We start from the raw sequence: 24,274 nt of genomic DNA, 5'->3' as shown, positions 1-24,274 counted from the left end.
CTTGATACTCACTACTTGATACTTTAAAAAACATGGGACAAACATTATTTGATAAGATTTGGGATGCACACGTCGTCAGTAGCAACGAGGGTTTTCCCGACATTTTATACATCGACACACATTTCATACACGAAGTAACCAGTCCGCAGGCATTTGACGGTTTGCGCGCCAGAGGGTTACCGGTTTTCAGGCCAAAACAAACTGTGGCCACTGCCGATCATAACGTTCCTACAATTGATCAGCACCTCCCCATAAAAGAAGAACTTTCCCGCTACCAGGTTGATATGCTCACCAAAAACACCAAAGAGTTTGGTGTAGAGCTATATGGTCTTGGTCACCCTTACCAGGGTATAGTACACGTAATAGGGCCCGAGCTGGGCATTACCCGCCCCGGTGGCACTTATGTTTGCGGCGATAGCCATACCTCAACACACGGCGCCTTTGGTGCCATAGCGTTTGGTATCGGCACTTCACAGGTAGAGCAGGTGTTGGCAACCCAGTGTTTGCTGCAATCTCGTCCTAAGCGCATGAAGATTGAAGTGAACGGCAAATTGCACAAAGGTGTTGGCGCTAAAGATATCATCCTGTATATCATTGCCAAGATCTCGGCCGCAGGCGGTACGGGTTATGCAGTGGAATATGCTGGTGATACCATCCGTTCTTTAAGCATGGAAGGCCGCATGACCATCTGTAACATGAGCATCGAAATGGGTGCCCGTTGCGGATTGATAGCTCCCGACGAAACAACTATTGAATACGTAAAAGGCCGCGAATTTGCCCCTAAAGGCGAAGAGTGGGACAAAGCAGTAGCTTACTGGAAAACTTTATACTCTGACGCTGATGCGCAGTTTGATGAAGTATTATCCTTTAAAGCCGAAGACATTGAGCCAATGATCACCTACGGTACAAACCCGGGTATGGGCATTGGCGTAACACAACACGTTCCCGAAACCGCTTCGTTTGAAGCCAAAGAGCAGGGATCATACAAAAAAGCCCTGGAATATATGGGCCTGCATGATGATGAACAGCTATTGGGTAAACCCATTGACTATGTATTCATCGGCAGTTGTACCAACTCACGCATTGAGGACCTTCGCCAGGTAGCCGAATTTGTAAAAGGCAAGCACAAGGCAGACAACGTTACCGTATGGGTAGTTCCCGGATCAAAACAGGTACAGGAACAAGCCATCCGTGAGGGACTGGATAAAATATTTGATGCGGCAGGTTTCCCGCTTCGCGAACCGGGATGCAGCGCATGCCTGGGCATGAACGAGGATAAAATACCGGCAGGCAAATATTGCGTATCCACCTCCAACCGTAATTTCGAAGGCAGACAGGGGCCAAATTCCCGCACCTTCCTGGCCAGTCCGCTCACCGCGGCAGCATCGGCTATTACGGGTAAGGTAACGGATATACGGGAGTTTTTGAAAGAAGAAGAATTGGTAGGTTAATTATAAAAACCATGTCATTGCGAGGAGGAACGACGAAGCAATCTCATCGCATTCAATATACAAACGACGAGATTGCCACGCTATCGCTCGCAATGACATGAAAAGAAATAAATGATACTTGAAGTAGCCATTTTAAATATAATACCCGGCCAGGAAGATGAGTTTATAAACGCATTTTCAAAAGCTCAAGGTATCATCTCAAAGATGGCAGGCTATATCTCACATCAATTAAAAAGATGTATGGAGAATACAAGTCAATTCATCTTATTGGTGGAGTGGGAAAAACTCACCGACCATACAGAGGGCTTCAGGCAATCAAAAGAATACCAGGAATGGAAAAGGTTATTACATCATTTTTATGATCCTTTTCCGGTTGTTGAACATTATACAGATATTAAGTTATAGACAAAATAGTCTCATATCTCACATCTAACATCTCATATCTAAAAGTATGGCAACTAAAATATTTAAACATATACAAACCAGCGTAGTGCCTCTGCCTATCGAGAATATCGATACGGATCAGATCATCCCTGCCCGTTTCTTAAAAGCTACCACCCGCGAAGGCTTTGGTAACAATCTTTTCCGCGACTGGCGTTTTGATGAGAATGATAGCCCTAAAGAGGACTTCGTGCTCAACAACCCTACCTTTAGTGGTAAGGTACTGGTTGCCGGCAAAAACTTTGGCTGCGGCAGCAGTCGCGAGCACGCTGCATGGGCAATATCTGATTATGGCTTTGATGCCGTAGTAAGCAGCTTTTTTGCCGATATATTTAAAGGCAATGCCTTAAACAATGGTCTGTTACCGGTACAGGTAAGCGACGATTTCCTGAAAAAGATATTCGACGCCGTTTATGCCGATCATAACGCGGAGATCGAGATCGACCTGGAACGACAACTGATCATCATCTCGGCCACTGGCGAACAGGAAAGCTTTGAGATCAATCCATACAAAAAAGCCTGTCTGATAAACGGCTATGACGATATTGATTACATCCTGAGCAAAAAAGAGCTGATAGCAGAGTTTGAAGAATCTAAATAATTAACACAATCAAAAAATTCCCCCTTTAGGGGGTTAGGGGGCTTATGGCACTTAAAAAACATATATTAGTAATACCCGGTGATGGCATCGGTACCGAAGTAACAACCTGGGGTAAGGCTGTACTGGAAGCCATTGGTCAAAAATTTGGTCATGAATTTACCTTTGACGAGGCTCTGATGGGCCACGCAGGTATCGAAGCAACTGGTAATCCGCTACCTGATGAAACTTTAGCCAAAGCAAAAGCCAGTGACGCTATTCTTTTTGGCGCTATTGGTCACATCAAATACGATAATGATCCATCAGCCAAAGTACGTCCCGAACAAGGATTATTAAAAATACGTAAAGAGCTTGGGCTGTATGCCAATCTGCGCCCCATCATGCTGTTTGATGAGCTGCTGGATGCATCGAGCCTAAAACCCGAAATACTGAAAGGAACCGATATCCTGTTCTTCCGCGAACTAACCGGCGATGTTTACTTCGGCGAAAAGAAACGCAGTGAGGACAGGAATACCGCATCAGATCTAATGATATATTCCCGTTACGAGGTTGAACGTATCGCTATAAAGGCATACGAAGCAGCCCGTGTTCGTGGCAAAAGATTATGCTCTGTTGATAAGGCTAATGTACTGGAAGCATCACGCTTATGGCGTGAGGTTGTTCAGGAAATAGCTAAACAATACCCGGATGTGGAAACCGAGCATATGTTTATTGACAATGCAGCTATGCAGCTGGTTAAAAACCCTAAAAAGTTTGATGTGGTGTTAACTGCCAATCTTTTTGGTGATATTTTAACCGACGAGGCTTCACAAATTGCAGGCTCCATGGGTATGCTGGCATCGGCATCTGTGGGTGATGGTACAGGTTTCTTTGAGCCTATCCATGGTTCGGCACATGATATTGCCGGACAGGACAAAGCCAACCCGCTGGCTTCTATCCTATCGGTAGCTTTAATGCTGGAGATCAGCTTTGGCTTGAAAGAAGAAGCAAAGCTGGTAACATCAGCCGTTGATAAAGCGTTAAAAGATGGTTACCGCACCGGTGATATCGCTGACGCGAATACCGACAAAAGCAAAATTTTAGGCACTAAGGCCATGGGCCAAAAAGTGTTGGAATACTTACAATAAGTCAAAATTAAAAAGTCAAAAGTCAAAAATGTAATGACATAATGACCAATGACACAATGACTACAACGATGAAATGGAACGCTGATTTATACGACCAAAAGCATGCCTTTGTATTTCAATACGGCGAGGATGTGCTGGAATTACTGGATGTAAAACCCGGTGAATATATATTGGATTTGGGTTGCGGTACGGGCCATTTAACACAACAAATAAAAGATAAAGGCGCCCGTGTAAAAGGCACCGATTTTTCGCCCGAAATGATTGAACAGGCAAGGGCAAAATATCCTGAAGTTGACTTCGCGGTAGAAAATGCTGCCGATTTTTTTACGAACGAAAAATATGATGCCGTATTTTCAAATGCGGCGCTGCACTGGGTGCTTGATGCCAATGGCGCTGCCCGCAGTGTATATAACAGCTTGAAACACGGTGGTCGTTTTGTAGCCGAAATGGGTGGTAAAGGAAATGTGGCACACTTGATTGAGGCCATTCAACTGGTATTGCAAAATCATGGTTACCATGTACAGGCTGATACCAAGCTGTGGTATTTCCCTTCTGTAGGCGAATATGCTACCCTGCTGGAAGAGCATGGCTTCAGGGTAACCTATATGGTGCATTATGACCGTAAAACACCGCTGCAGGATGGTGATGAAGGTGTAGCTAAATGGGTGACCATGTTTGGCGCGCAATTCCTGGAGAATATCCCCGTAGAGGAAAAGGCAGAAATATTAAAAGAGATTACCCACAAACTGGAGCCCTTTTACAACGAAAACGGCCAATGGTATGCCGATTATAAAAGGCTGAGGTTTGTGGCCATAAAAGAATAATTTAAGTAGCAAGTAATTAGTATCAAGTATCAAGACTTTTTATCTGTTTTGATTTAGATACCTACAGATAACGAATTGAATTGAGTAAAAAGTAAACGAATGGGTCTTGATACCTGATACTCGCTACTTGATACTAACAAAAATTTAAAAACTAAGAAAGATATGTTACACGATCCCAACCGCGTTTATGTTTTTGATACTACGCTTCGCGATGGCGAGCAGGTACCGGGTTGCCAGTTAACAACCCCCGAAAAAATTGAGATAGCAAAAGAACTGGAGCTGCTGGGCGTGGATATTATTGAAGCAGGTTTCCCGGTTTCAAGTCCGGGCGATTTCAACAGCGTTGTTGAAATTTCAAAAGCTGTAAAAGAACCTACCGTTTGCGCCTTAACCCGTGCCAACAAAGGCGATATTGACGCTGCTATCGAATCGTTAAAATACGCCAAACGCCCGCGTATCCACACGGGTATCGGTTCGTCTGATATGCACATCAAGCATAAATTTAACAGCACTCGCGAAGAAATTCTGGAACGTGCCGTTGAAGCCGTAAAATATGCCAAACGTGGTGTAGAAGATATTGAGTTTTATGCCGAAGATGCCGGTCGTGCCGATGTAGTGTACTTAGCACAAATGGTAGAAGCTGTAATTGCAGCGGGTGCTACCGTAGTGAATATTCCGGATACCAACGGCTATTGCCTGCCCGATCAATACGGTGCCAAGATCAAATTCCTGAAAGAGAACGTTAAAAACATCGATAAGGCTATTATCTCGGTACATTGCCATAACGATTTAGGTTTAGCTACTGCTAACTCTATTGCAGGTTTGCAAAACGGTGCCCGCCAGATAGAAGGTACCATTAATGGTATTGGCGAACGTGCGGGCAATACTTCTATTGAAGAGGTGGTCATGATCCTGAAAACACACCAGGTACTGGGTTTACATACCCAGATAGACTCTAAAAGATTTTATGAGCTTAGCCAGATGATCCGCACACAAATGCGCATGCCTGTACAGCCAAACAAAGCTATTGTAGGCGCCAACGCGTTCGCGCATAGCTCTGGTATTCACCAGGATGGCTTTTTGAAAATGCGCGAAAATTACGAGATCATTCGTCCGGAGGATGTGGGTTTCCCAAGCGCCAGTATCGTGCTTACCGCTCGCAGCGGCCGTCACGCGCTTAAATTCCACCTCGAACGCCTGGGCATCAACCTGAGCAAAGAGGAACTGGCCGAAGCATATACTAACTTTTTAACCCTTGCTGATGCTAAATTAGACATCAACGATAACGACCTGTTGAGCCTGGTAGCGCACAAGTTGGTAAAAAACTAATAATGGAAACTGATACTAAGAACCAGCTGGATTTTGAAGCTGCGCATGAACGCCTTAAAGGTGTTGTTAAACGCACTCCGCTGGAATATAATGCCGGCTTATCGGCAAAGTACGAATGCGAGGTATACCTCAAACGTGAAGACCTGCAGGTTGTACGCTCTTACAAATTACGCGGCGCGTACAACATGATCAGCCAGTTAAGCGCCGAAGAATTAAGCCGGGGTGTGGTTTGTGCCAGTGCGGGCAATCATGCGCAGGGTGTGGCATTCAGCTGTAATGCTTTGGGTACCAAAGGCGTGATCTTTATGCCCGAGATCACCCCAAGACAAAAAATCACTCAAACAGAAATGCATGGGCACGGCAACGTAGAGATCGTTTTAACCGGCGATACTTTTGATGATTGCCTGCGCGAAGCATTGATCTATACAGAAGCCAATCAAATGACATTTATACCGCCATTTAATCATTACCGTATCATTGAAGGCCAGGGAACTGTAGGCTTAGAAATATTGGAGGATCTGCCGGATGTAGAGACCGTAGTTATGCCTATTGGCGGTGGCGGTATGGCGGCAGGTACCAGTAGCTACTTAAGGCAACACGTTCCGGGAGTTTACCTGATAGGTGTGGAACCCGAAGGTGCCCCATCTATGCTGAAAGCTTTTGAACATGGTGAACCGATCACACTACCGGAGATAGATCGTTTTGTTGACGGTGCCGCGGTAAAACGTGTAGGTACTTTAACCTATGAAATTTGCCGCGAGTTACTGGATGAAATGTTGTTAGTACCCGAAGGAAAAGTTTGTACCACCATACTCAAGCTATACAACGAGGATGCCATTGTGGCTGAACCAGCTGGCGCACTTTCTGTAGCTGTATTAGACGCCTGCAAGGATAAAATCAAAGGAAAAAAAGTAGTTTGTGTAGTGAGCGGTGGTAATAATGATATTGCCCGCATGCAGGAGATCAAAGAGAAATCTTTATTGTATGAAGGACTTAAACACTACTTCATTGTACGCTTTCCACAGCGTCCGGGTGCTTTAAAATTGTTTGTGACCAATGTATTGGGTCCGCATGATGATATTACCCGATTTGAATTTATCAAGAAAAATGAAAAAGAGAACGGCCCCGCCCTGGTAGGGATCGAGCTACAATCGGCCGATGATTATCCGGCCCTATTAAAACGTATGCTGGCTCATCGCTTTAATGTTATTGAGCTCAATAAAGACCGTACTCTGTTTGAGTATCTGGTGTAAGAAATCGCTTCAAAATACTTTTGTCATTCTGAACGTAGTGAAGAATCTAATCGCCGAATAGATCCTTCGTACCTCAGGATGACAATTTTGTTATTATATCATTTTAATACTCCAACCACTTCCCTACCCTTACAGCAACTTTATCTCCTTCTGTATACTTGCCTGGTTCCTCATTCACTACGCGTAATGGTACACCTCGCTGCTCCAGTATCAAATCCTCATAAAAACCTTTAAAAAGCACCTGCTTCACTGTCCAGCTTTTGTTTGGGGTAACCACTTTTATTTTTACCCATTCGGGGTATATAACGGCATGTTCTTTTTTGATATCAACACCACAAAGCCTGGCTTCGGTAGCCGTAAGTACATTACAATTGCTGAGTAGCTGCGCAGTATAAAGATTACGGGGCGATTGGTACAATGTTTTAGGATGCCCATGTTCGATGATCTCCCCGTTTTGCAGCACGATCAATTCATCGGCCATGGAGAGCACCTCGGCAGGGTCATGTGATACCATGATCACGGTGAGCCCGGTTTCTTTTACTATCTGCCTGATATCGCTTTGAAGGCCTTCCCTAAATGAAGTATCTACCTGGTTAAAAGGTTCATCCAGCAACAAAACCTGCGGACGGGTGATAATGGCCCGGGCAATGGCTACACGCTGCTTTTCGCCGCCACTCAGATCGGCCACGCGTCTTTCAGCCATGTGCAACATGTTCAGTTGTTTAAGCACCTGCTCTGTTTTTTGTTGTTTAGCAGTCAGGTCAGTGGCGGGTAGCATGGCGGCTACGTTATCCCAAACTTTGGCAAACAGGTTCAGATCGTCGGTATGCTGGGTAACCATTTTCATGGCGTCATGCCCTGGGATCAGCTTTTCTTCCGGCCCCCAGATACGATCGCCTTTGAATTGAACCTCCCCGGTATCGGGCGATAGTAAACCGTAAAGCAATTTGAGTAAAGTACTTTTCCCGCTGCCGCTTTCGCCAATAATAGCTGTTATTTTACCGGGCTGCACCACCATGCTGGTTGGCTTTACACCCGAAAGTTGTTTACCAGGAAATATTTTACTTACCGCAATAGCCTGCAAAAAAGGAGTATCTGACATCGGTGGTAAAGATACAAAATTGTATGAACCCCAATTTCTGTCTGAACCATGATTAACCTGATTATAGGATCAAGATAATTTTGATAATATTTAATCAAGCCAATCCTTGAATCAAATGAGTCATGGTTCAGACTAAAAGCCCAAGGTCAACCCGAACGAGAAATTCTTTAGGCCAGCCTGTTCCGGACTGTTCTCAAACATATCGCTAAAGTAATATTTGGCATAAATACCCATCAGGCCATAGCCTACGCGTACAAAAGCGCCCTTACGTAGTTTGGTAAAGTGATAATCGTCGTTAAATTTCTGTTTGCCATTCTCTTCGCTGATTTGCTTTACACGGCCATTCAACAATACGCCAATTTCGGGTCCGGCCACAACCCGGAAGTAATTACCCCTTTCATCCTCATGGCTGCGATAGTAAAACGACAGTGGAATACGCAGATAGCTTGACGAAAAACGGTTTTTGCTGTAATGGATGTTATCCTCAGTATAGGTTAAAACCGGGGTGTTCCGTTGTATGGTAATGTCGTTACGCAGGCGGATGTGTGTCCAATCAAACCCTCCCGAAACGTATATTTTAAAAGCGCTGTTAAAACGGTATCCAAATTGTACCACATCAAAACCAAAATTACTGGTTTTCCATTGGCGGTAGCTTAAAAACCGATTGTTGGGCGATAACGTAAAGCTGCCATGGTCAACCAAAGTAGCCAAACCCAGGTCGATACGGGAAAATGTTACCCCAAACGAAAACCCAGGCGCTTTGTGGGCATGATAAGCCGTATCCGGATCATTATTTACCGAAACCCCAGGGGCATCATCACCCACGCCCAATTTTACCCTTACACGTTTCTTATGGCCATTATCGGCCGTTGTTTGGGTTGAATCGGTTGTAGTTTGGGCGAATGTTGCCCCCGCAGCAAAACATATAAGGATGGTAAAAATTAAGCGTTTCATATAATAAGGTAAATATATTATTTTTCTTTCTTCACTTTGATGATACCCAGGTTTATGCCGGTAATTACAGCATCACCCTCATCGGTATTGCTAAACTCAATAACTTTATCTTTCCGTTTATCAACTGCGGCTATCACTACGTTAAACAAGTCGCCCACGCTATGGATACGGCGTTTTTTTGCCAAGGTTTTAACATTTGTTTGAGCCTGTACAGCTACTGCCTGCGGCTTATTCCCTGTTAAATCCAGATCTTGTACCACAGGTTTTTTTGTTACCCCGCTTTGGCTTTCATCAGTTATTGTAGCACTCGCCAAATCATCACCACGTGTTACTGAACCAATCTGTGATTCGGTATTTATCTTTGTTATTTCTCCACGAGCCTGTAGTTTTTTAATGTGGCCGGTGTTTGCATCGTTATTTGTTTTTTCAACTTTTACAGCTGCCAAATGATTAGCTGAGGCTATAACTTCTTTTGTTACTTTTTTGTTTTGCTGTTCGTAAACAGGCACAGCAGGCTTTATTTGAGTAACCTGCTTCACATTTTTAACTATCCGGTTAGCTCGAGGATTATTAACTCTGGCCTGTTTGGGTATAAACAATACGCCCATGGCAATTGCCAGTGCAATACCAGCAACTATGCTCAAAAAGGACACCAGCGATCTTTTGCGCTTATCGGCATCCAACCGATTGGTTATACCCGCCCACACATGAGCCGATGGCTGTATTTCCAATTCATCAAGCGACGACCGGAAGAAGTCATCCAATTCATTACCCTGCATATCCATAACTTTTACCCTCCATTTTTGCAATTTGCTCTTTCAGTATAGTCCGCGCCCTTGAAAGTTGTGATTTGGAAGCGCCTTCGCTAATGCCCATCATCTGCCCTATTTCTTTATGTGAATAACCTTCCAGCGCGTACAGGTTAAATACCATCCGGTAACCCGGCGCCAGCTGTTGTATCAGTCCCAGCAATACCTTGGCATCTAAATTTGATGTAGCCAATGGATTTACCGATGGCTCATTGGCCACTTCGTCCGTATTAACCACCTGTAGTATTTTATGATGTTTGCGATAATATTCTATAGAGCTGTGTACCATAATGCGCCTTACCCAGCCTTCAAATGAACCATCACCGCGGTAGTCTGCCACTTTTTGAAACACGCGGATAAACCCGTTTTGCAGCATATCCTCCGCTTCCATCCTGTCTGTAGCGTAACGCATGCACACCGCCAGCATTTTGGCCGCAAATTGCTTGTATAACAATTCCTGTGCTTTACGTTCGTCCGCTTTGCAGCGGTCTATCAATTGTTGAATGGTAAATTTTGGTTCCAAAAACATCATTTATACCAGTAAGATGTGATGCTTTGGCAATTGGTTGCATGGTTTAAAAAATATATTTTTAACCTGCTCTGCTACCGCGGGCTTTCAGCCCGTGGTAAACATGGCTTCAGCTTTCAGCTGAAATTAAAGCTGAAAGCTTTGATCATGCCACCCACGAGATACGCTGCGCTAATTTCGCGGGAGCGAAAGGTAAGCAGAATAGAATTTGCAACACACGTCATTGCGAGGAGGAACGACGTGGCAATCCCCAACTATACAGAACGGCTCTGCTTATCGGGGATTGCCACGCTATCGCTCGCAATGACGCGCGTTTTTAGAATGGCATAAGGGGTTATTGTTTGCTCTTCATCCTGTAGCGCTTGTATATTTTCACGGCTATCATCAGGATCATGGCTAAGGCAACCAGACCTACCACGCCAAATATCCAATTGAGGGCGCTTTTGAGCACTACCAGGAAAACTATAGCAAATAGTAATAAAGTGGCCAGCTCATTCCACAAACGTAATTGCGTGGACGACCATTTAAATACGCCATTGGCCATTTGCTTGATCTTGTTCTGGCACATGTGGTGGTATACAGCCAGTATGATCACAAACGTGAGTTTCAGGTGCATCCAGCCAAAATGAAGCCAGCCGGGCTGCATCACCAGCATGGTAATACCAGCAGTCACGGTAAGGATCATGGAAGGGATGGTAATGATATTCCACAGTTTACGCTCCATAATCGTAAACTGATCTGATAATATCTTACGATCGGGTTCTGGTTTTTCCTGGGCCTCGGTATGGTAAATAAACAGACGCACTATATAAAACAGCCCGGCCATCCAGCAAACCACAAAAATGATGTGTATAGCTTTAACGTAATTGTACATAGGTAGTTATATTTAATTACGAATTAATAAACACTAACTTCACAAAAATTAACCGAATTTTCCAGATTCAATTTATCTTTTAAGCAAAATGGGTGGTATTCACCTATTTGCAGTTAGTTCCTGTACTCCTTGATTACCTCTACCGCGTACTTCACGTTATCAAACGGGATATCGGGCATTATACCATGCCCCAGGTTAAAGATGAAGCCATTTTCGTCCTTCATCCTGTCAAACAAACGATGGATACGTTCTTTGATCACCTTTTTATCGGCATATAAAATATGCGGATCAAGGTTACCCTGAACAGCAATACCCGCGGGTAACCGTTTTTTGATATCCAGCAAATCAACGTTCCAGTCGATAGAGATCACATCCGGCTTGGCTTCGGCCATCAGGGGAGCAAACACCGAACTGCCTTTACAGAAAGATATCACCGGAATATCCTTACGGTTCAGCTTGCTGATGATCTCGGCAATATAACGGTGGCTAAATTCCTTATAATCGTCCCAGGCCAGCGCTTGTGCCCAGCTGTCAAATATCTGTACGGCATTTACACCGGCAGCTATCTGCATATTCAGGTAATCGGCAGTAACGGTAGCTATTTTTGATAACAGCTGATGAGCCAGTTCGGGCTCATTATGCAGCATCAGTTTGGTGAGTTTAAAATCCTTGGTCGATCCACCTTCTACCAGGTAGCTCATCACGGTAAAGGGTGCACCTGCAAAACCAATAAGCGGTATGCGGCCATTTAAACGTTGCTGAATTACTTTAATGGCATCGGCAACATATTGCAGTTTATCCAATACGTTTGTTTGCAGGTTATCCACATCGGCCTGTGTGCGTACCGGGTTGGCGAATTTGGGGCCAACACCGTTGGTAAAGCTCAGATCGCCGCCCATGGCTTCGCCGGTAACCAATATGTCCGAAAACAGGATGGCTCCATCAATACCCAACAAATCAACCGGCAGCATGGTAACATCAGCAGCCAGCTCCGGGGTTTTACACATTTCCAGGAACGAATACTTGTTTTTGATATCCCAGTATTCTTTCATGAAACGGCCAGCCTGGCGCATCATCCACACCGGCGGGCGTTCTGTTTTCTCGGAAAAAGCTGCTTTTATTAATAACGAATCTCTCATATTTTTTTGAGTATCAAGTAGCCGGTATCAAGTATCAAGACCTCTCAAAGAGCTTTATTGGCCTTTTGTGACAAAAATCTTGATACTTGATACTAGCTACTTGATACTATTTTTCAATGTTTTTTCAATTCCTGGTGAAGGCGGTTAATCACTTCCTTCATTTTGGCTGTCATTTTTTCTGTATGTTTTTCGGCCAGGCCCAGATAGGCTTTGGCCTTTTCAAAATTGCCAAACCTGATGTTGAGGTTGGCAACGGTAACCAGCGCGGCTACGTGATCATTCAGCGTATGCAAGGGATATTGCGCTGCCAGCTCATAGTGCCGTTCGGCCGCTTCAAAATCCTGCCGCTGGATGCAAACTCCACCGTATATATACTCATAAAACCCACGGCGCTTTTTACTGAGCCATTTGGGGTTACTGATCTCTTTTAGCGATGCTTCGGTTTTTGCATAATCCTTGGCATGAAAATATTTGGCCGCCACTACCAGGGTACCTTGTTTAAAGTAATCCCAGATGAGTAACAGTATCATCATTACCGCCACGGCTGCCAGCTCATATATTGGCAGGTACAGTAAAATGCCCAACGATAACAGGAAAATAAATGCGATAAATAAACGTACCCTGTTACTGAACATTAATGCTGATTATCGGTAAACTTATAACCCACACCACGGATAGAGTGAAAATAAACCGGGTTTTTAGGATCTGGTTCAAAATACTTACGGAAGGTTAGGATAAAGTTATCAATGGTACGGGTAGATGGATATACATCATAGTTCCATACCGTTTCCAGGATCTGCTCGCGCGATACGGCATCATTTCTGCGTTCGATAAGCAGTTTAAGCAGCATGGTTTCCTTTTTAGTAAGCGCGGTGATTGATCCATCGGCATTTACCAGCTCAAAGGAGTTAAAATGGATGGTTTTATCGCCAATTTTATAGCTGTTAAACTCTTTCAGATCTTCGCCTTTCAGGCTGCGTTTGATCAGGTTGTTCACCCTTAAGATCAGCTCTTCCAGGTTAAAAGGTTTGGTCAGGTAGTCATCCGCGCCTTTTTTAAGACCCGCTATTTTGTCCTCATTGGTGTTTTTCGCAGTTAAAAACATAATGGGCACTTCAGTATTTTCCAGCCTGATGGTTTCGGCTACTACAAAGCCGTCAATCTCGGGCATCATTACGTCTAATATCACCAGGTTAAAACGCTCTTCCTTAAATAACTGTAACGCTTTTTTACCATTTTTAGCTGTAGAAACTTTATAACCTTCCAGCTCAAGGTTAAGTTTGATGGCTTCCAACAAATGTTCTTCGTCTTCGGCCAATAAAATTCTTTTCTTATTAAGCATGTTATTTTTTTAAATTTAGGTTCATCCAAATACTACTTCAAAAACACTGCCTGCCGGGCGGTTATCCCGCACCTTAATGCTGGCCTGGTGTTTATCAAGTACTTCTTTTACAATATATAGCCCCAGTCCGGTACCCTTGGTATTACGGGTATCCTCGCTGCCTACACGGTAAAACTTATCGAAAATACGTGTTTTTTCGTTATCGGCTATACCAATGCCCTGGTCGGCCACTTCCAGGTAAACCTTATCGTCTTTTGAAAACAGCTTTACCGCCACTGCCGAGCAGGGACTGGAATATTTTACCGCGTTTTCGATAAGGTTAGTAACTACCGATGTTAAAGCGAATTTATCACCGGTAATCTCTATCTTGGGTTCAATTTCGGCATCAATGATCTGCTGGTTGCAATCGCACTTGGTGATCTGCAAACGGTTAACAATGCTATCTACCAACACCGAAAGGTTAAATGTGTTTTTGGGGAAAGTGTACGACCGGTTATCAATTTTTGATGCCAGCAGCATATTCTCTACCATATCATCCAAGCGTTCCACATCCAGCAATGATTTGCTTACAAAATCAAGCAGCTGCTCCTTGGTTAAAGAGCGCTTTTGAATGGTTTGCAGTAATATCTTGATAGAGGCCAATGGCGATTTAAGCTCATGCGTAACCGACAGCAGGAAATTCCTTTTCTGCTCCTGAAGTTTCCGCTCCTTGTTAATCGACGCGTGCAGGCTGTAGGCACCTACCACCAGTATCAATATGAACATTGAGCCCTCGCCCAGGATCATCCCGATGCGTTGCGGCTGCAGTTTCATCAGCATATAGCCCCACCAAACCAGTTCGGATACGGCGTATATGATGAGCGCATAGAAAATAATAAATGGCTTTTTCATTTCTTTATCAGTTTCAATAGTTGGTATCAAGTAGCTAGACTACCATGTTTTTTCACTTAACAGGTTAAAGTCTTGATACTTGATACTAGCTACTTGTTACTAAATACCAGGTCAAGACTATCAAAGATAGCACGTTTTGCTTTCTCCAGGTCTGTTTTTGTATGTGCCGATGATATAAAGCCCACCTCGTAACCTGATGGCCCCAGGTAAATACCCCGGTTGATCAGTTCGCGGTGGAACTTTTTGAATTTTTCCATGCTGGAAGCGTCAATGTCTTCGGCTTTACGAATATACTCTTTATCTGTAAAAGCAAACCAGAATATGGAGCCGACGCCAAACACTTTAAACTTGTAGTTACGTGCTGTGGCAAAGCGCTGTATGGCCTCGCGAAACTCCTCGGTTTTGTTGTTCAGATCACGATAGAAGCCCATTTTCAGCAGTTCGCTCAATTGCGCAATACCTGCTGCCATAGCTACCGGGTTGCCCGATAAGGTACCAGCCTGGTAAACCGGTCCTTCGGGCGATATATTGCCCATAATAGCAGCCGACGAACCGTAAGCACCAACCGGCATACCACCACCGATAATCTTACCATAGGTAATAATATCCGGCTTGATACCGTAATGGCCTGATGCACCTTCAAAACCAATCCGGAAGCCCGATATTACCTCGTCAAATATCAACAGGGTACCGTTTTGGGTACAGATATCACGTAAAAACTGCAGGTATTCTTTTTCCTGCAACAGCAAACCGTTGTTGGCCGGGATAGGCTCAATAATAATGGCGGCTATCTGGTCTTTAAAATCTTCAAAAGCTTTGGTTAAAGCTTCTTTATCATTTAAGGATACCACGATGGTTTCATCGGCAAAAGCCTTGGGTACGCCTGCAGATGAGGTTTCGCCAAAGGTTACCAGGCCCGAGCCTGCTTTTACCAGCAGGGCATCTACGTGGCCGTGGTAGCAGCCCTCAAACTTTAATATTTTATCGCGTTTGGTATACCCTCTGGCTAAACGGATAGCCGACATCACGGCTTCGGTACCCGAGCTTACAAAGCGCAATTTTTCAATCAGTTTATTATTTTTCAGGATCAGCTCAGCCAGTTCATTTTCCAAAGCTGTCGGCGCACCGAATGACATGCCGTTTTGCATTACCTCGGTTACTTTTTCGCGTACCTTGGTGTTGTTATGGCCCAGGATAAGCGGTCCCCAGGAGCAGCAGAAATCTACAAATTCGTTGCCATCAGCATCCCAGATATGGCTGCCATCGCCTTTTTGGATGAACAACGGCGTGCCATAAACAGATTTGAACGCCCTTACCGGCGAGTTTACCCCACCCGGGAAATAGGTTTTAGCCTTGGCATATAATTCTGCAGATTTTTCCCTGCTGATATCAGGCTTGCCTGTAGTATTTAAAGGCTCATTGGCCTCACCCGAAAATATTTTCTTTATTGAATCTAACATGTTTCTTAATTCAAAAATCAAAATTCAAAAGTCAAAATCCTTTTGAATCAGAATTGTTTTATTTTATCCAAAAGAAAACCCAAGTCGATATTTTGAATTTTTACTTTTGAATTTTGACTTATTTTAAAGCCATTTATTCTCCAATACCTCTTTGGCGTGATAGGTTAGTATCGCTGTAGCGCCTGCCCGGCGGATGCTGGTGAGCACTTCGGTAATAGCGCGTTGCTCATTGAGCCAGCCTTTTTGTATGGCCGCTTTGATCATGGCATATTCGCCGCTTACGTTGTAGGCCGCTACCGGCAATTCGGTATTATCTTTTATAAGTTTGATCACATCCAGGTATGGCAATGCCGGTTTTATCATCAAAAAGTCGGCGCCTTCCAGTTCGTCCAAATTAGCCTCTATCAATGCTTCCCGCTGATTGGCGGGGTTCATCTGGTAGGTTTTTTTATCGCCAAACTTAGGGGCCGAATTTAAAGCATCCCTGAAAGGGCCATAAAAAGCGCTGGCATACTTGGCCGAGTACGACATGATAGAAACGTTGGTAAAGCCGTTTTCGTCCAATACATTACGAATATATCCAACGCGACCATCCATCATATCCGATGGAGCGATAATATCGGCACCGCATTGTGCATGGGCCAGTGCCATTTTGCCCAGTACTTCCAGCGTTTCATCGTTCAGGATCACACCGTCTTTCACAATGCCATCATGGCCATCGCTGCTGTAAGGATCCATCGCCACATCGGTAACCACACAAGCCTCCGGAAAGTTCTTTTTAACTTCACGTATGGCCCGCAGATATAAACTATCGTCGCGGTAACTTTCGGTAGCCAGTGGATCTTTTAATGCATCCTCAATATTGGGGAACAGATCAAAAGAATTTAGGCCCAGTTTAAGGCAGCTTTCAATTTCGCGTAACAGATTATCAACAGAATAACGGTAAATACCTGGCATGGATGCCACTTCTGTTTTTTGAAACGTACCATCTACAATAAACAGCGGGAATATCAGGTTAGCCGCGCTAACATGTGTTTCCTGCACCATTTGGCGTATCACTTCACTTTTCCGGTTTCTACGTGGTCTTTGTAACATATTTTTTAGTTCATGGTTCATAGTTGATAGTTCATGGTAATACCAGCAACGTCGCCAATTGTTATTTAGTAGTTCCTGTTAATAATCCCAAATCACTATGATCTATGAACCATCAACTATGAACATTCTATAATCCAAACACAGCCTCAGCCAGCCCAACTTCATCGGGCGAGTAAGGCAGGGTATATTTTACACCCATTTCATCAAATTTTTTGCCGGTTGATTTTCCGATGGCTACTACCTTTTGGTATGGGTCGAGCAGGTTATCGGCAAAGTAGGCTTCAACGTTCGACGGGCTGGTAAATACCAGCACATCGGCGCCGCTAGGCTCTACATCTTCTTCCAGTACGGTTTCATATACTGGCAGATCAATAATTTTGGTATCGGCAGATAGTCCTTGCTGTATGCTCCTCATCGGGCTTTCGGCACCGGGGAACAGCACAATCTTGCCGTTGGCCAGTTTGGCAAATTCCTCGGCTACCTCGGCGGTATCAGTACCTTCGCCTACATAATCGGTAAAGTGACCTTTGCGGCGCAACATTTCTTCGCTACCACTGCCCATTACGCCAAATTTCACCTTTTTAGGAAATACCGGGTTTAGCTGAAAAAAGTACTCCACCGCGTTTTTACTGGAGAAAAACACCCAGTCGATATTTTTTAATATATAAGAGTCGAATTTGGTAATTACTGGCACGGTACGAATCAATGAGCGGGCCTCCACCTCGATACCCAAATGCTCCAGCGCCTTTTTAAAGTAGCTTTGTTCTGATAGCTCCCTTGATATAAATACCTTCAGCGGGAATTTACGGTCTTTAGCGTATTTCGCTACCACCTTTTCGGCCAGGCCTTCGGTAGTAGGCGCTTCTAAAAACAGCCTGTCCGGAAACTCATCCCCGGCATCGGCTTTAGAAGTAAACACCTGGAACATGCCTTCGTCACGGCGACAATAGCAGCCTAATGGCAAATGGCAACCACCGCCAAACAACTTTAGCACGGTGCGTTCCACGGCCAGTTCTTCGGCCACATCAGGGTGGTGCAGCGATTGCAGTATATCAAAAACCTCCTTGTTATTTTCCTGGATCTGGATGGCCAAAGCCCCCTGTGCAGGAGCCGGGATCAACTCAACCGGCGTAATCTCCTCTACATGAAATTCGCTCAGATCTAAACCCAGGCGGGTAACGCCTGCCTTGGCTATCATGATGGCATCGTATTTTTCGTCGCGCAGTTTGCCTATACGGGTAGGCACGTTGCCGCGCAGATCTTCTATCTCCAGGTCGGGGCGGTGCGCCAGCAGTTGCGCCTTACGCCTATTGGATGATGTACCCACAATAGCGCCGTATTTTACCGATAGCTTCTGGTGCACATCCACACAATCCTTCAAGATCAACAACAGCTCAGATGGGTCCTCCCGTTCTGAAACTGCTGCGATGATGAGTCCCGGAGGGTTTTCAGTTGGCAGGTCCTTGTGCGAGTGTACCGCAATATCAATGGTACCGGCCAATAATTCTTCTTCTAATTCCTTGGTGAAAAATCCCTTTCCTTCTAACTTGTCAAAGCTCAGGTTTAGTATACGGTCGCCCTGGGTTTTTATGATTTTCAGTTCGGCATTTACGTTGATGGCGGCAAGGCTGTCTTTTACAAAATTAGCCTGCCATAGTGCCAATTCACTGCCGCGGGTTCCTATTATCAGTGTTCTGTCCAAAAGAATGATTTTTTACGGTGCAAATTTAATTTTTTACAGGCATGAATTTAACATTAATTCATGTTATGAAAGTAGAGTGACTAATGAAAATTCAAAAGTTAAAATTCAAAAGTCAAAAAAAGTCAATTTGGCGTGTATTCAACTTGAGTTTGTTAATGTTATATTAATCAATTGGGTTGGTGAATTGCCTGGTTAATTCATCCGGGAGTCATGACTTTTTAATTTCAGCATCCTATATGCAGCGTATTCACCATGCATTTTTTGAATTTTAATTTTTGAATTTTGACTTCATAAAGGCGTTGCCTTCTGCCCGGGCTATCCGCTCATACGCCTGCGGGCATTAAGCGAGGGGCCGGTATCCGCTGCTATCCCTAACGCTGCCTGTACAAATAGATAACCAGGGCCACCTGCATCCGGTAAATGACTAAAACGAATAACAAATACCAGGCATAACACCCTTATATTTAAGTAGATGAAAGCAACCTATACCTTTTTCACGATTTTATTGTTTGCCCTGGCTTTTACGGCTTGTAAAAAAGACAAGCCGGGCAAAACGCCCGATCCTCCTGTTAAGCCTGATACCCCGGTTACCTCTAAGGTCTTCAACCTGAAAAAGGTTTATCAAACCAATCTTACCAGCGGCTATAAAAGCGATTCGATATTTTACACTTATGACGCCCAAAACAGGCTCACTCATATTAGCCATACCGCTTACCAGTTCCCGGCCCAAACAAACGTTGATTTTACCTATAATGGCAATCATATCGTTGCTGAAGTATTTGACGACGGCCAAAATTACCAGTATACCGAAAACTATCATTATAACACGCAGGGGCAGGTAACTTCCATTGATCACATCAACAAATACGCCTATCTGCCAGTTGGTACCAAAGTACTCAATACCGCAATTGAGCACACCGATATCTTTACCTACGATACGGGCGGCAAGATTACGCTTATAGATAAGTATTACTTACCGCCCATCAATAGCCATTATAAAACCACCTTTGAGTATGATGCGCAGGGCTTACCGGCAAAATCAGTTATTTCCAGTGACCAGGATACCTCAAATTACACCTACGTATTGTTCACAAAATTTACAGATAAGATTGATTTCAATGCCCAGGCGCTTTCTTATTTTTTCGACTTTAATATGCATCCCCTGGTACTGGCGCAAATTGGCAGGTTGCCCATATCCATGCGGCTATATTACAGCAACGATAGCGTTTACCATGCGGGCTGGGAGTATATTTTCACCACCACCGAAACCCGTATCAGCCATATTCATTTAACAACCGTACCCACACCTAACCGGCCTTTCCTCTTTGACTACGAACTGGGTTACCAATAATTTTAATTATTGAATTAGTGAGTTAGTGAATTAGTGATTAAACAAAAACAATTCTTCTTCCCCATCAGCAGGACGGCTTCGGGCGAAAGCGGGCAGAACAATGGTGGGCTGTGCGGTTGCGGGGCATAGCAAGTTTTTGCTGAAACGTAGGGAAATGTGCGAACGAAGTTGGGCAAAATAATTGCAGCCCGTGGTTCTGACTGCTTTGCAGGGTAAAGGCCGGGAGCGCAAAGAAGCATTTCTGCTGACAGCCTTTTTGGTTACTTTTGTGGCGACAAAAGTGACTGGCCCTCCTGCGGTCAAGAGCGGGTATACGCCTAAATGAGGAGATTGCCGCGCTACGCTCGCAATGACATAATTATAAAAAATAAAGAAGATTAATTTTCGTTGATCAATATATCTTTAGCCATGATCATGGGCACGCTGATATATTTTTTCTCCATATAATTGATCACCTTTTCCAGTATCTCGCGCGATTGATCATCCAGGCCCTGTACCTCATCGGCAAAAACCGAGTTGATAGCCGTGTTGCGGATCTCTTTGATCTTTTCGGGCACCTGGCGCATAGCTACTTCAATACGGCGTTGTTTTAACTGGGTTAAAAACTCGGCGATGTTTTGCTCAATAATAGCTTCGGCATGTACCAGTTCCTGGTAGCGCTCCTGCAGGTTACGTTTGGCAACCTCGTTAAGCGAGTGTACTTCGATAAAGTTCACCGGGAACTGCTCCAATACCTCGGGAGCGGTGTCATTAGGAATAGCCAGATCCACAATAGTTTTACGACCGGTTTCGCCGTTAAGCAGCGATTGGTATATTTCGGTAGTGATGATAGGCTCCACCGCCGATGTACAGGTGATGATCACGTCAAAACCCTTTTTGTATGTTTTTAAGGCTTCCAGGTCAAATGCCTCACCACCCAGGTCGGCGGCCAGCTCGGCAGCTTTTGACAGGGTACGGTTAAATACCGCGAAATTGGTGAACTTATGTTTTTTAAGATACTTGGAAATATTACGGTTGGTTTCGCCTGCACCGATGATCAGTACACGGGCATCGCTGGCACACAGGTTAAGGTCGCGCAGTTTGCGGTAAGCCAATGATACTACCGAAATGGGATTTTTGGAAATGTTGGTATGCGTGTAAACCTCCTTAGCTGTTTTAACCACACAGTTCATCACCATGCGTAAACTATCAGCAGTAAGACCTGCCTCTTTACAATGCTCATAAGCTTTGCGCAGCTGGGCTAAAATCTCCTTTTCGCCAACTATCAAACTTTCCAATGAGCATGATGTACGTAAAAGATGCACCATCGCCTCCTGATCTTCATAGATAGAAGCGCTTTCCATGAAGGTACTTAAAGAATGATCACACAATTCGGTATTAAACGACTCGATAAATTTACGGGCAAAATCCTTATCAACCTTATGGGGGGTTGTCATCACAAACTCAACACGGTTGCACGTAGCCAGATAAAATATCTCCGGAATCCCAAATTGAGTTTTTACCTGTTGAAGTTTTTCTGTCAGATTTTCCTGGCAAACCACCAATCTACCTAATTCCTTCAGTTCAATCTGTTTGTGTGTAAAAGCAATAACCTTTAAGTACTTCAAAGCAGTTTTAAATTTGACCGAACAAAAATATCACTATAAATGACATCCCGTGTCAATACTTTGTCATACAGGGCTATTTAGAATGTTTATAAATTACGTATTTTGACCGTAACACCACATTAAAACTGCTTAAAACAATATTTAGCAAAATAATGTATATTACATAATGCATCTCATCAAAAATATAAGCCTGGTTATACTGGTAATTGGCTATATGCTTGCAGGTATCAATCATTTTATCAATCCAACATCATATTATCGCATCATTCCGCATTATTTGCCCTACCCGGTAGCGATTAATATAGTAGCGGGCGCTGCCGAAATATTGCTTGGCCTGCTGCTTATCCCTACACAAACCAGACCTATGGCGGCTTATACTATAATATTAATGCTGATTGCTTTTTTACCGGTACACATCAGCATGATCAGTGATGCACCTTTAAGATTGGGTAAATTGACCGTAACTCCACTATTGGCCTGGATACGCCTGGCATTGCAGCCGGTGCTGATAGCCTGGGCATGGTGGTATACTAAATCGTAGTTGTGAAACAAGAGGGTAGAAATATATAAAAAAATAACGTCATTGCGAGCTTAGCGTGGCAATCCCCTACTTACAGAGCGGACCTGCATATCGGGGATTATTAATATTGTTAATTGTCTTTTAAAGGAATTAATGAGCTCCCTCTGGTCGGTTGTCCACGCTACGCAATGACGTGTGAAGAAGCGTCAGCGGGTGAGTTGTCACCGGCATTGATGGACTAACATTAAGAACACCACATAAAAACAACCTATGGATCTGCAAAGTGTCGAAATGCGTAACCTGGAAGTACAGGACTACCAGGAGCTTAAAAAGTCGATGAAATCGGCCTACATGGATATGGATGAGGACTATTGGGATGCCAATTCCATCAAAAGGCTCATTAAACTTTTCCCCGAAGGCCAGATCTGTATCACCGTGAATGATGTGGTGGTAGGCTGCGCGCTGTCTATCATTGTCGACTATCAAAAATTCGGCGATAACCATACTTACAAACAAATAACCGGCGACAGCACTTTTAAAACCCATACCGACAAAGGCGATGTATTGTATGGAATCGACATTTTTATCCACCCTAATTATCGCGGCCTGCGCCTGGCCCGTCGGTTATATGAAGCCCGTAAGGCCCTTTGCGAAAAGCTGAACCTGAAAAGCATCATCGCCGGTGGCCGTATTCCTAATTATCAGAAATACCAGAATGATCTGACGCCCCGGCAATATATCGATAAAGTAAAGTACAAAGAGATCTATGACCCTACCCTGTCGTTTCAGTTGGCCAATGATTTTCACGTACGTAAGGTGCTGCGTAATTACCTGCCCGAGGATAGCCGCTCCAAAGGTTTTGCTACCCTTATTGAGTGGAACAATGTGTATTACGAGGAGATCAGCACGGCCATCAACCAAAAAACCGTGGTACGCATAGGTTTGGTACAATGGCAAATGCGTAGTTATAATAACATCAGCGAACTGCTTAAACATGCCGAGTATTTTGTTGACGCGGTGAGCGATTACCAGGCCGATTTTATCCTGTTTCCCGAGTTGTTCAACACCCCGCTGATGGCCGATTATAACCACATGGATTCGGCCAAGGCCATGCGCGAACTGGCCAAGTACACACAACCCATTATCGAAGAGTTTTCCAAACTGGCGGTATCCTACAACGTAAATATTATTGCCGGCAGCATGCCGGTTATTTTTGAGGATTCGCTGTACAATGTATCCTACCTGTTCAGGCGCAACGGCAGCATGGAAGAGGTTTACAAGATACACCCTACCCCGGCCGAGATCAGCTCCTGGGGTATGCGCGGCGGCGATGAAGTAAAAGTATTTGAAACCGATGCCGGTAAAGTAGGCATCCTGATTTGTTATGATGTGGAGTTCCCCGAACTATCACGCATCCTGGCCAGCCAGGACATGCAGATATTGTTTGTACCTTTCCTCACCGATACACAGAATGGCTACAACCGGGTAAAATTTTGTGCCCAGGCCCGCGCTGTAGAGAACGAATGTTATGTAGCCATTGCCGGCTGTGTGGGCAATTTGCCCAATGTAAACAATATGGGCATCAGCTACGCGCAATCGGCAGTATTTACACCTTCGGACTTTGGTTTCCCTACCAATGGTATCCAGTCAGAAGCTACACCCAATACCGAGATGATCGTGATTGCCGATGTAGATCTGTCGTTGCTGGATGAACTGCATGAATACGGCAGCGTACAAAACATCAAGGATCGCCGGACAGATCTGTACAACATTACTTTTAACGGCAAAAAGGTGTAGTTCGTCGAAATATTTAACCCACAGAATGCTACTTATATAAATAATATTTACATTCAACGCCAGTTAAATACTTGTTGAA

The 24,274-nt window shown here is 44.3% G+C and carries 23 protein-coding genes; 10 read left to right on the top strand and 13 right to left on the bottom strand.

From position 1 onward, the window contains the following. The first annotated feature begins 32 nt into the window (after positions 1 to 32). The 7 genes from leuC to ilvA all read left to right on the top strand — a co-directional run bounded on the left by leuC (position 33) and on the right by ilvA (position 7,023). A complete protein-coding gene (gene leuC / locus ACTJKG_RS19605) occupies positions 33 to 1,451 on the top strand; it encodes a 3-isopropylmalate dehydratase large subunit (protein ID WP_172338074.1) in 1,419 nt (472 codons plus the stop codon). A gap of 111 nt (positions 1,452 to 1,562) precedes the next feature. Further along, complete coding sequence (locus ACTJKG_RS19600; RefSeq protein WP_172338075.1) at positions 1,563 to 1,856, top strand: antibiotic biosynthesis monooxygenase family protein; 294 nt, start codon at positions 1,563 to 1,565, stop codon at positions 1,854 to 1,856. A 46-nt stretch (positions 1,857 to 1,902) separates the two neighbouring features. Continuing rightward, positions 1,903 to 2,493: a 3-isopropylmalate dehydratase small subunit gene (gene leuD / locus ACTJKG_RS19595; protein WP_172338076.1), complete on the top strand. Its 591-nt coding sequence runs from the start codon at positions 1,903 to 1,905 to the stop codon at positions 2,491 to 2,493. A 44-nt stretch (positions 2,494 to 2,537) separates the two neighbouring features. Next, positions 2,538 to 3,617, top strand: a complete 1,080-nt coding sequence (gene leuB, locus ACTJKG_RS19590) for a 3-isopropylmalate dehydrogenase (protein ID WP_172338077.1) — start codon at positions 2,538 to 2,540, stop codon at positions 3,615 to 3,617. Positions 3,618 to 3,658: 41 nt separating this feature from the next. Further along, complete coding sequence (locus tag ACTJKG_RS19585) at positions 3,659 to 4,441, top strand: class I SAM-dependent methyltransferase (RefSeq protein WP_440740191.1); 783 nt, start codon at positions 3,659 to 3,661, stop codon at positions 4,439 to 4,441. Positions 4,442 to 4,603: 162 nt separating this feature from the next. Continuing rightward, the gene (locus ACTJKG_RS19580; RefSeq protein ID WP_440740190.1) at positions 4,604 to 5,770 is read left to right on the top strand and encodes a 2-isopropylmalate synthase; all 1,167 of its coding nucleotides are present in this window, start codon (positions 4,604 to 4,606) and stop codon (positions 5,768 to 5,770) included. Between the two features lie 2 nt (positions 5,771 to 5,772). Beyond that, positions 5,773 to 7,023, top strand: coding sequence for a threonine ammonia-lyase IlvA (ilvA, locus tag ACTJKG_RS19575; RefSeq protein WP_440740189.1), 1,251 nt, complete (start codon positions 5,773 to 5,775; stop codon positions 7,021 to 7,023). Between the two features lie 103 nt (positions 7,024 to 7,126). Here ilvA and ACTJKG_RS19570 read toward each other — a convergent pair whose 3' ends face one another. From ACTJKG_RS19570 to hemC, 12 genes are all read right to left on the bottom strand, one after another. After that, on the bottom strand, positions 7,127 to 8,125 hold the full coding sequence (locus ACTJKG_RS19570) for an ABC transporter ATP-binding protein (protein WP_172338081.1): 999 nt from the start codon (positions 8,123 to 8,125) through the stop codon (positions 7,127 to 7,129). Positions 8,126 to 8,257: 132 nt separating this feature from the next. Next, the gene (locus ACTJKG_RS19565) at positions 8,258 to 9,079 is read right to left on the bottom strand and encodes an outer membrane beta-barrel protein (RefSeq protein ID WP_172338082.1); all 822 of its coding nucleotides are present in this window, start codon (positions 9,077 to 9,079) and stop codon (positions 8,258 to 8,260) included. Positions 9,080 to 9,096: 17 nt separating this feature from the next. Next, a complete protein-coding gene (locus ACTJKG_RS19560) occupies positions 9,097 to 9,864 on the bottom strand; it encodes a hypothetical protein (protein ID WP_440740188.1) in 768 nt (255 codons plus the stop codon). After that, positions 9,848 to 10,417, bottom strand: a complete 570-nt coding sequence (locus tag ACTJKG_RS19555; RefSeq protein ID WP_172338094.1) for an RNA polymerase sigma factor — start codon at positions 10,415 to 10,417, stop codon at positions 9,848 to 9,850. The genes ACTJKG_RS19560 and ACTJKG_RS19555 overlap by 17 nt, the downstream gene beginning before the upstream one ends. Positions 10,418 to 10,751: 334 nt before the next feature. Continuing rightward, a complete protein-coding gene (hemJ, locus tag ACTJKG_RS19550) occupies positions 10,752 to 11,291 on the bottom strand; it encodes a protoporphyrinogen oxidase HemJ (RefSeq protein WP_172338084.1) in 540 nt (179 codons plus the stop codon). Between the two features lie 113 nt (positions 11,292 to 11,404). Beyond that, the gene (gene hemE, locus ACTJKG_RS19545) at positions 11,405 to 12,430 is read right to left on the bottom strand and encodes a uroporphyrinogen decarboxylase (RefSeq protein ID WP_172338085.1); all 1,026 of its coding nucleotides are present in this window, start codon (positions 12,428 to 12,430) and stop codon (positions 11,405 to 11,407) included. Between the two features lie 113 nt (positions 12,431 to 12,543). Further along, complete coding sequence (locus ACTJKG_RS19540) at positions 12,544 to 13,065, bottom strand: hypothetical protein (protein WP_172338086.1); 522 nt, start codon at positions 13,063 to 13,065, stop codon at positions 12,544 to 12,546. Then, positions 13,065 to 13,772 (bottom strand): response regulator transcription factor, encoded by a 708-nt coding sequence (locus tag ACTJKG_RS19535; protein ID WP_172338087.1) that lies wholly within the window; start codon positions 13,770 to 13,772, stop codon positions 13,065 to 13,067. The genes ACTJKG_RS19540 and ACTJKG_RS19535 overlap by 1 nt, the downstream gene beginning before the upstream one ends. 21 nt (positions 13,773 to 13,793) lie before the next feature. Continuing rightward, positions 13,794 to 14,663 carry a sensor histidine kinase gene (locus ACTJKG_RS19530; protein ID WP_172338088.1) on the bottom strand — a complete coding sequence of 290 codons (870 nt, stop codon included), beginning with the start codon at positions 14,661 to 14,663 and terminating at the stop codon, positions 13,794 to 13,796. 89 nt (positions 14,664 to 14,752) lie between these two features. Next, complete coding sequence (gene hemL, locus ACTJKG_RS19525; RefSeq protein WP_172338089.1) at positions 14,753 to 16,123, bottom strand: glutamate-1-semialdehyde 2,1-aminomutase; 1,371 nt, start codon at positions 16,121 to 16,123, stop codon at positions 14,753 to 14,755. Between the two features lie 123 nt (positions 16,124 to 16,246). Further along, positions 16,247 to 17,218: a porphobilinogen synthase gene (gene hemB / locus ACTJKG_RS19520; protein WP_440740187.1), complete on the bottom strand. Its 972-nt coding sequence runs from the start codon at positions 17,216 to 17,218 to the stop codon at positions 16,247 to 16,249. Positions 17,219 to 17,345: 127 nt separating this feature from the next. Continuing rightward, entirely contained in the window at positions 17,346 to 18,920 is a 1,575-nt protein-coding gene (gene hemC, locus ACTJKG_RS19515) for a hydroxymethylbilane synthase (RefSeq protein WP_440740186.1), read from the bottom strand. A gap of 472 nt (positions 18,921 to 19,392) precedes the next feature. Here hemC and ACTJKG_RS19510 point away from each other — a divergent pair, with 472 nt between their 5' ends. Next, positions 19,393 to 20,271, top strand: a complete 879-nt coding sequence (locus tag ACTJKG_RS19510; protein ID WP_172338092.1) for a hypothetical protein — start codon at positions 19,393 to 19,395, stop codon at positions 20,269 to 20,271. Positions 20,272 to 20,648: 377 nt separating this feature from the next. Here the strand turns inward: ACTJKG_RS19510 and hemA are convergent, their stop codons facing one another. Beyond that, positions 20,649 to 21,878, bottom strand: a complete 1,230-nt coding sequence (gene hemA / locus ACTJKG_RS19505) for a glutamyl-tRNA reductase (RefSeq protein ID WP_172338095.1) — start codon at positions 21,876 to 21,878, stop codon at positions 20,649 to 20,651. A gap of 166 nt (positions 21,879 to 22,044) precedes the next feature. Between hemA and ACTJKG_RS19500 the strand changes: the two genes are divergently transcribed. Then, complete coding sequence (locus ACTJKG_RS19500) at positions 22,045 to 22,419, top strand: DoxX family protein (protein WP_440740185.1); 375 nt, start codon at positions 22,045 to 22,047, stop codon at positions 22,417 to 22,419. Between the two features lie 249 nt (positions 22,420 to 22,668). After that, positions 22,669 to 24,195, top strand: a complete 1,527-nt coding sequence (locus tag ACTJKG_RS19495) for a carbon-nitrogen hydrolase family protein (RefSeq protein WP_172338097.1) — start codon at positions 22,669 to 22,671, stop codon at positions 24,193 to 24,195. Positions 24,196 to 24,274 lie beyond the last annotated feature (79 nt).

This window comes from Mucilaginibacter sp. 22184 (assembly GCF_052045695.1).
Taxonomy (GTDB): Bacteria; Bacteroidota; Bacteroidia; order Sphingobacteriales; family Sphingobacteriaceae; genus Mucilaginibacter.
This window is presented reverse-complemented; position numbering and strand designations above follow the sequence as displayed.

Coding starts and splice junctions, on each gene's coding strand:
- ACTJKG_RS19500 (WP_440740185.1), top strand. CDS start 22,045: ATGCATCTCATCAAAAATATAAGCCTGGTTATACTGGTAATTGGCTAT.
- leuC (WP_172338074.1), top strand. CDS start 33: ATGGGACAAACATTATTTGATAAGATTTGGGATGCACACGTCGTCAGT.
- ilvA (WP_440740189.1), top strand. CDS start 5,773: ATGGAAACTGATACTAAGAACCAGCTGGATTTTGAAGCTGCGCATGAA.
- hemJ (WP_172338084.1), bottom strand. CDS start 11,291: ATGTACAATTACGTTAAAGCTATACACATCATTTTTGTGGTTTGCTGG.
- hemL (WP_172338089.1), bottom strand. CDS start 16,123: ATGTTAGATTCAATAAAGAAAATATTTTCGGGTGAGGCCAATGAGCCT.
- hemB (WP_440740187.1), bottom strand. CDS start 17,218: ATGTTACAAAGACCACGTAGAAACCGGAAAAGTGAAGTGATACGCCAA.
- ACTJKG_RS19570 (WP_172338081.1), bottom strand. CDS start 8,125: ATGTCAGATACTCCTTTTTTGCAGGCTATTGCGGTAAGTAAAATATTT.
- ACTJKG_RS19560 (WP_440740188.1), bottom strand. CDS start 9,864: ATGGATATGCAGGGTAATGAATTGGATGACTTCTTCCGGTCGTCGCTT.
- ACTJKG_RS19555 (WP_172338094.1), bottom strand. CDS start 10,417: ATGTTTTTGGAACCAAAATTTACCATTCAACAATTGATAGACCGCTGC.
- ACTJKG_RS19585 (WP_440740191.1), top strand. CDS start 3,659: ATGACCAATGACACAATGACTACAACGATGAAATGGAACGCTGATTTA.
- ACTJKG_RS19530 (WP_172338088.1), bottom strand. CDS start 14,663: ATGAAAAAGCCATTTATTATTTTCTATGCGCTCATCATATACGCCGTA.
- hemE (WP_172338085.1), bottom strand. CDS start 12,430: ATGAGAGATTCGTTATTAATAAAAGCAGCTTTTTCCGAGAAAACAGAA.
- leuD (WP_172338076.1), top strand. CDS start 1,903: ATGGCAACTAAAATATTTAAACATATACAAACCAGCGTAGTGCCTCTG.
- ACTJKG_RS19495 (WP_172338097.1), top strand. CDS start 22,669: ATGGATCTGCAAAGTGTCGAAATGCGTAACCTGGAAGTACAGGACTAC.
- ACTJKG_RS19565 (WP_172338082.1), bottom strand. CDS start 9,079: ATGAAACGCTTAATTTTTACCATCCTTATATGTTTTGCTGCGGGGGCA.
- ACTJKG_RS19540 (WP_172338086.1), bottom strand. CDS start 13,065: ATGTTCAGTAACAGGGTACGTTTATTTATCGCATTTATTTTCCTGTTA.
- ACTJKG_RS19580 (WP_440740190.1), top strand. CDS start 4,604: ATGTTACACGATCCCAACCGCGTTTATGTTTTTGATACTACGCTTCGC.
- ACTJKG_RS19510 (WP_172338092.1), top strand. CDS start 19,393: ATGAAAGCAACCTATACCTTTTTCACGATTTTATTGTTTGCCCTGGCT.
- ACTJKG_RS19600 (WP_172338075.1), top strand. CDS start 1,563: ATGATACTTGAAGTAGCCATTTTAAATATAATACCCGGCCAGGAAGAT.
- ACTJKG_RS19535 (WP_172338087.1), bottom strand. CDS start 13,772: ATGCTTAATAAGAAAAGAATTTTATTGGCCGAAGACGAAGAACATTTG.
- leuB (WP_172338077.1), top strand. CDS start 2,538: ATGGCACTTAAAAAACATATATTAGTAATACCCGGTGATGGCATCGGT.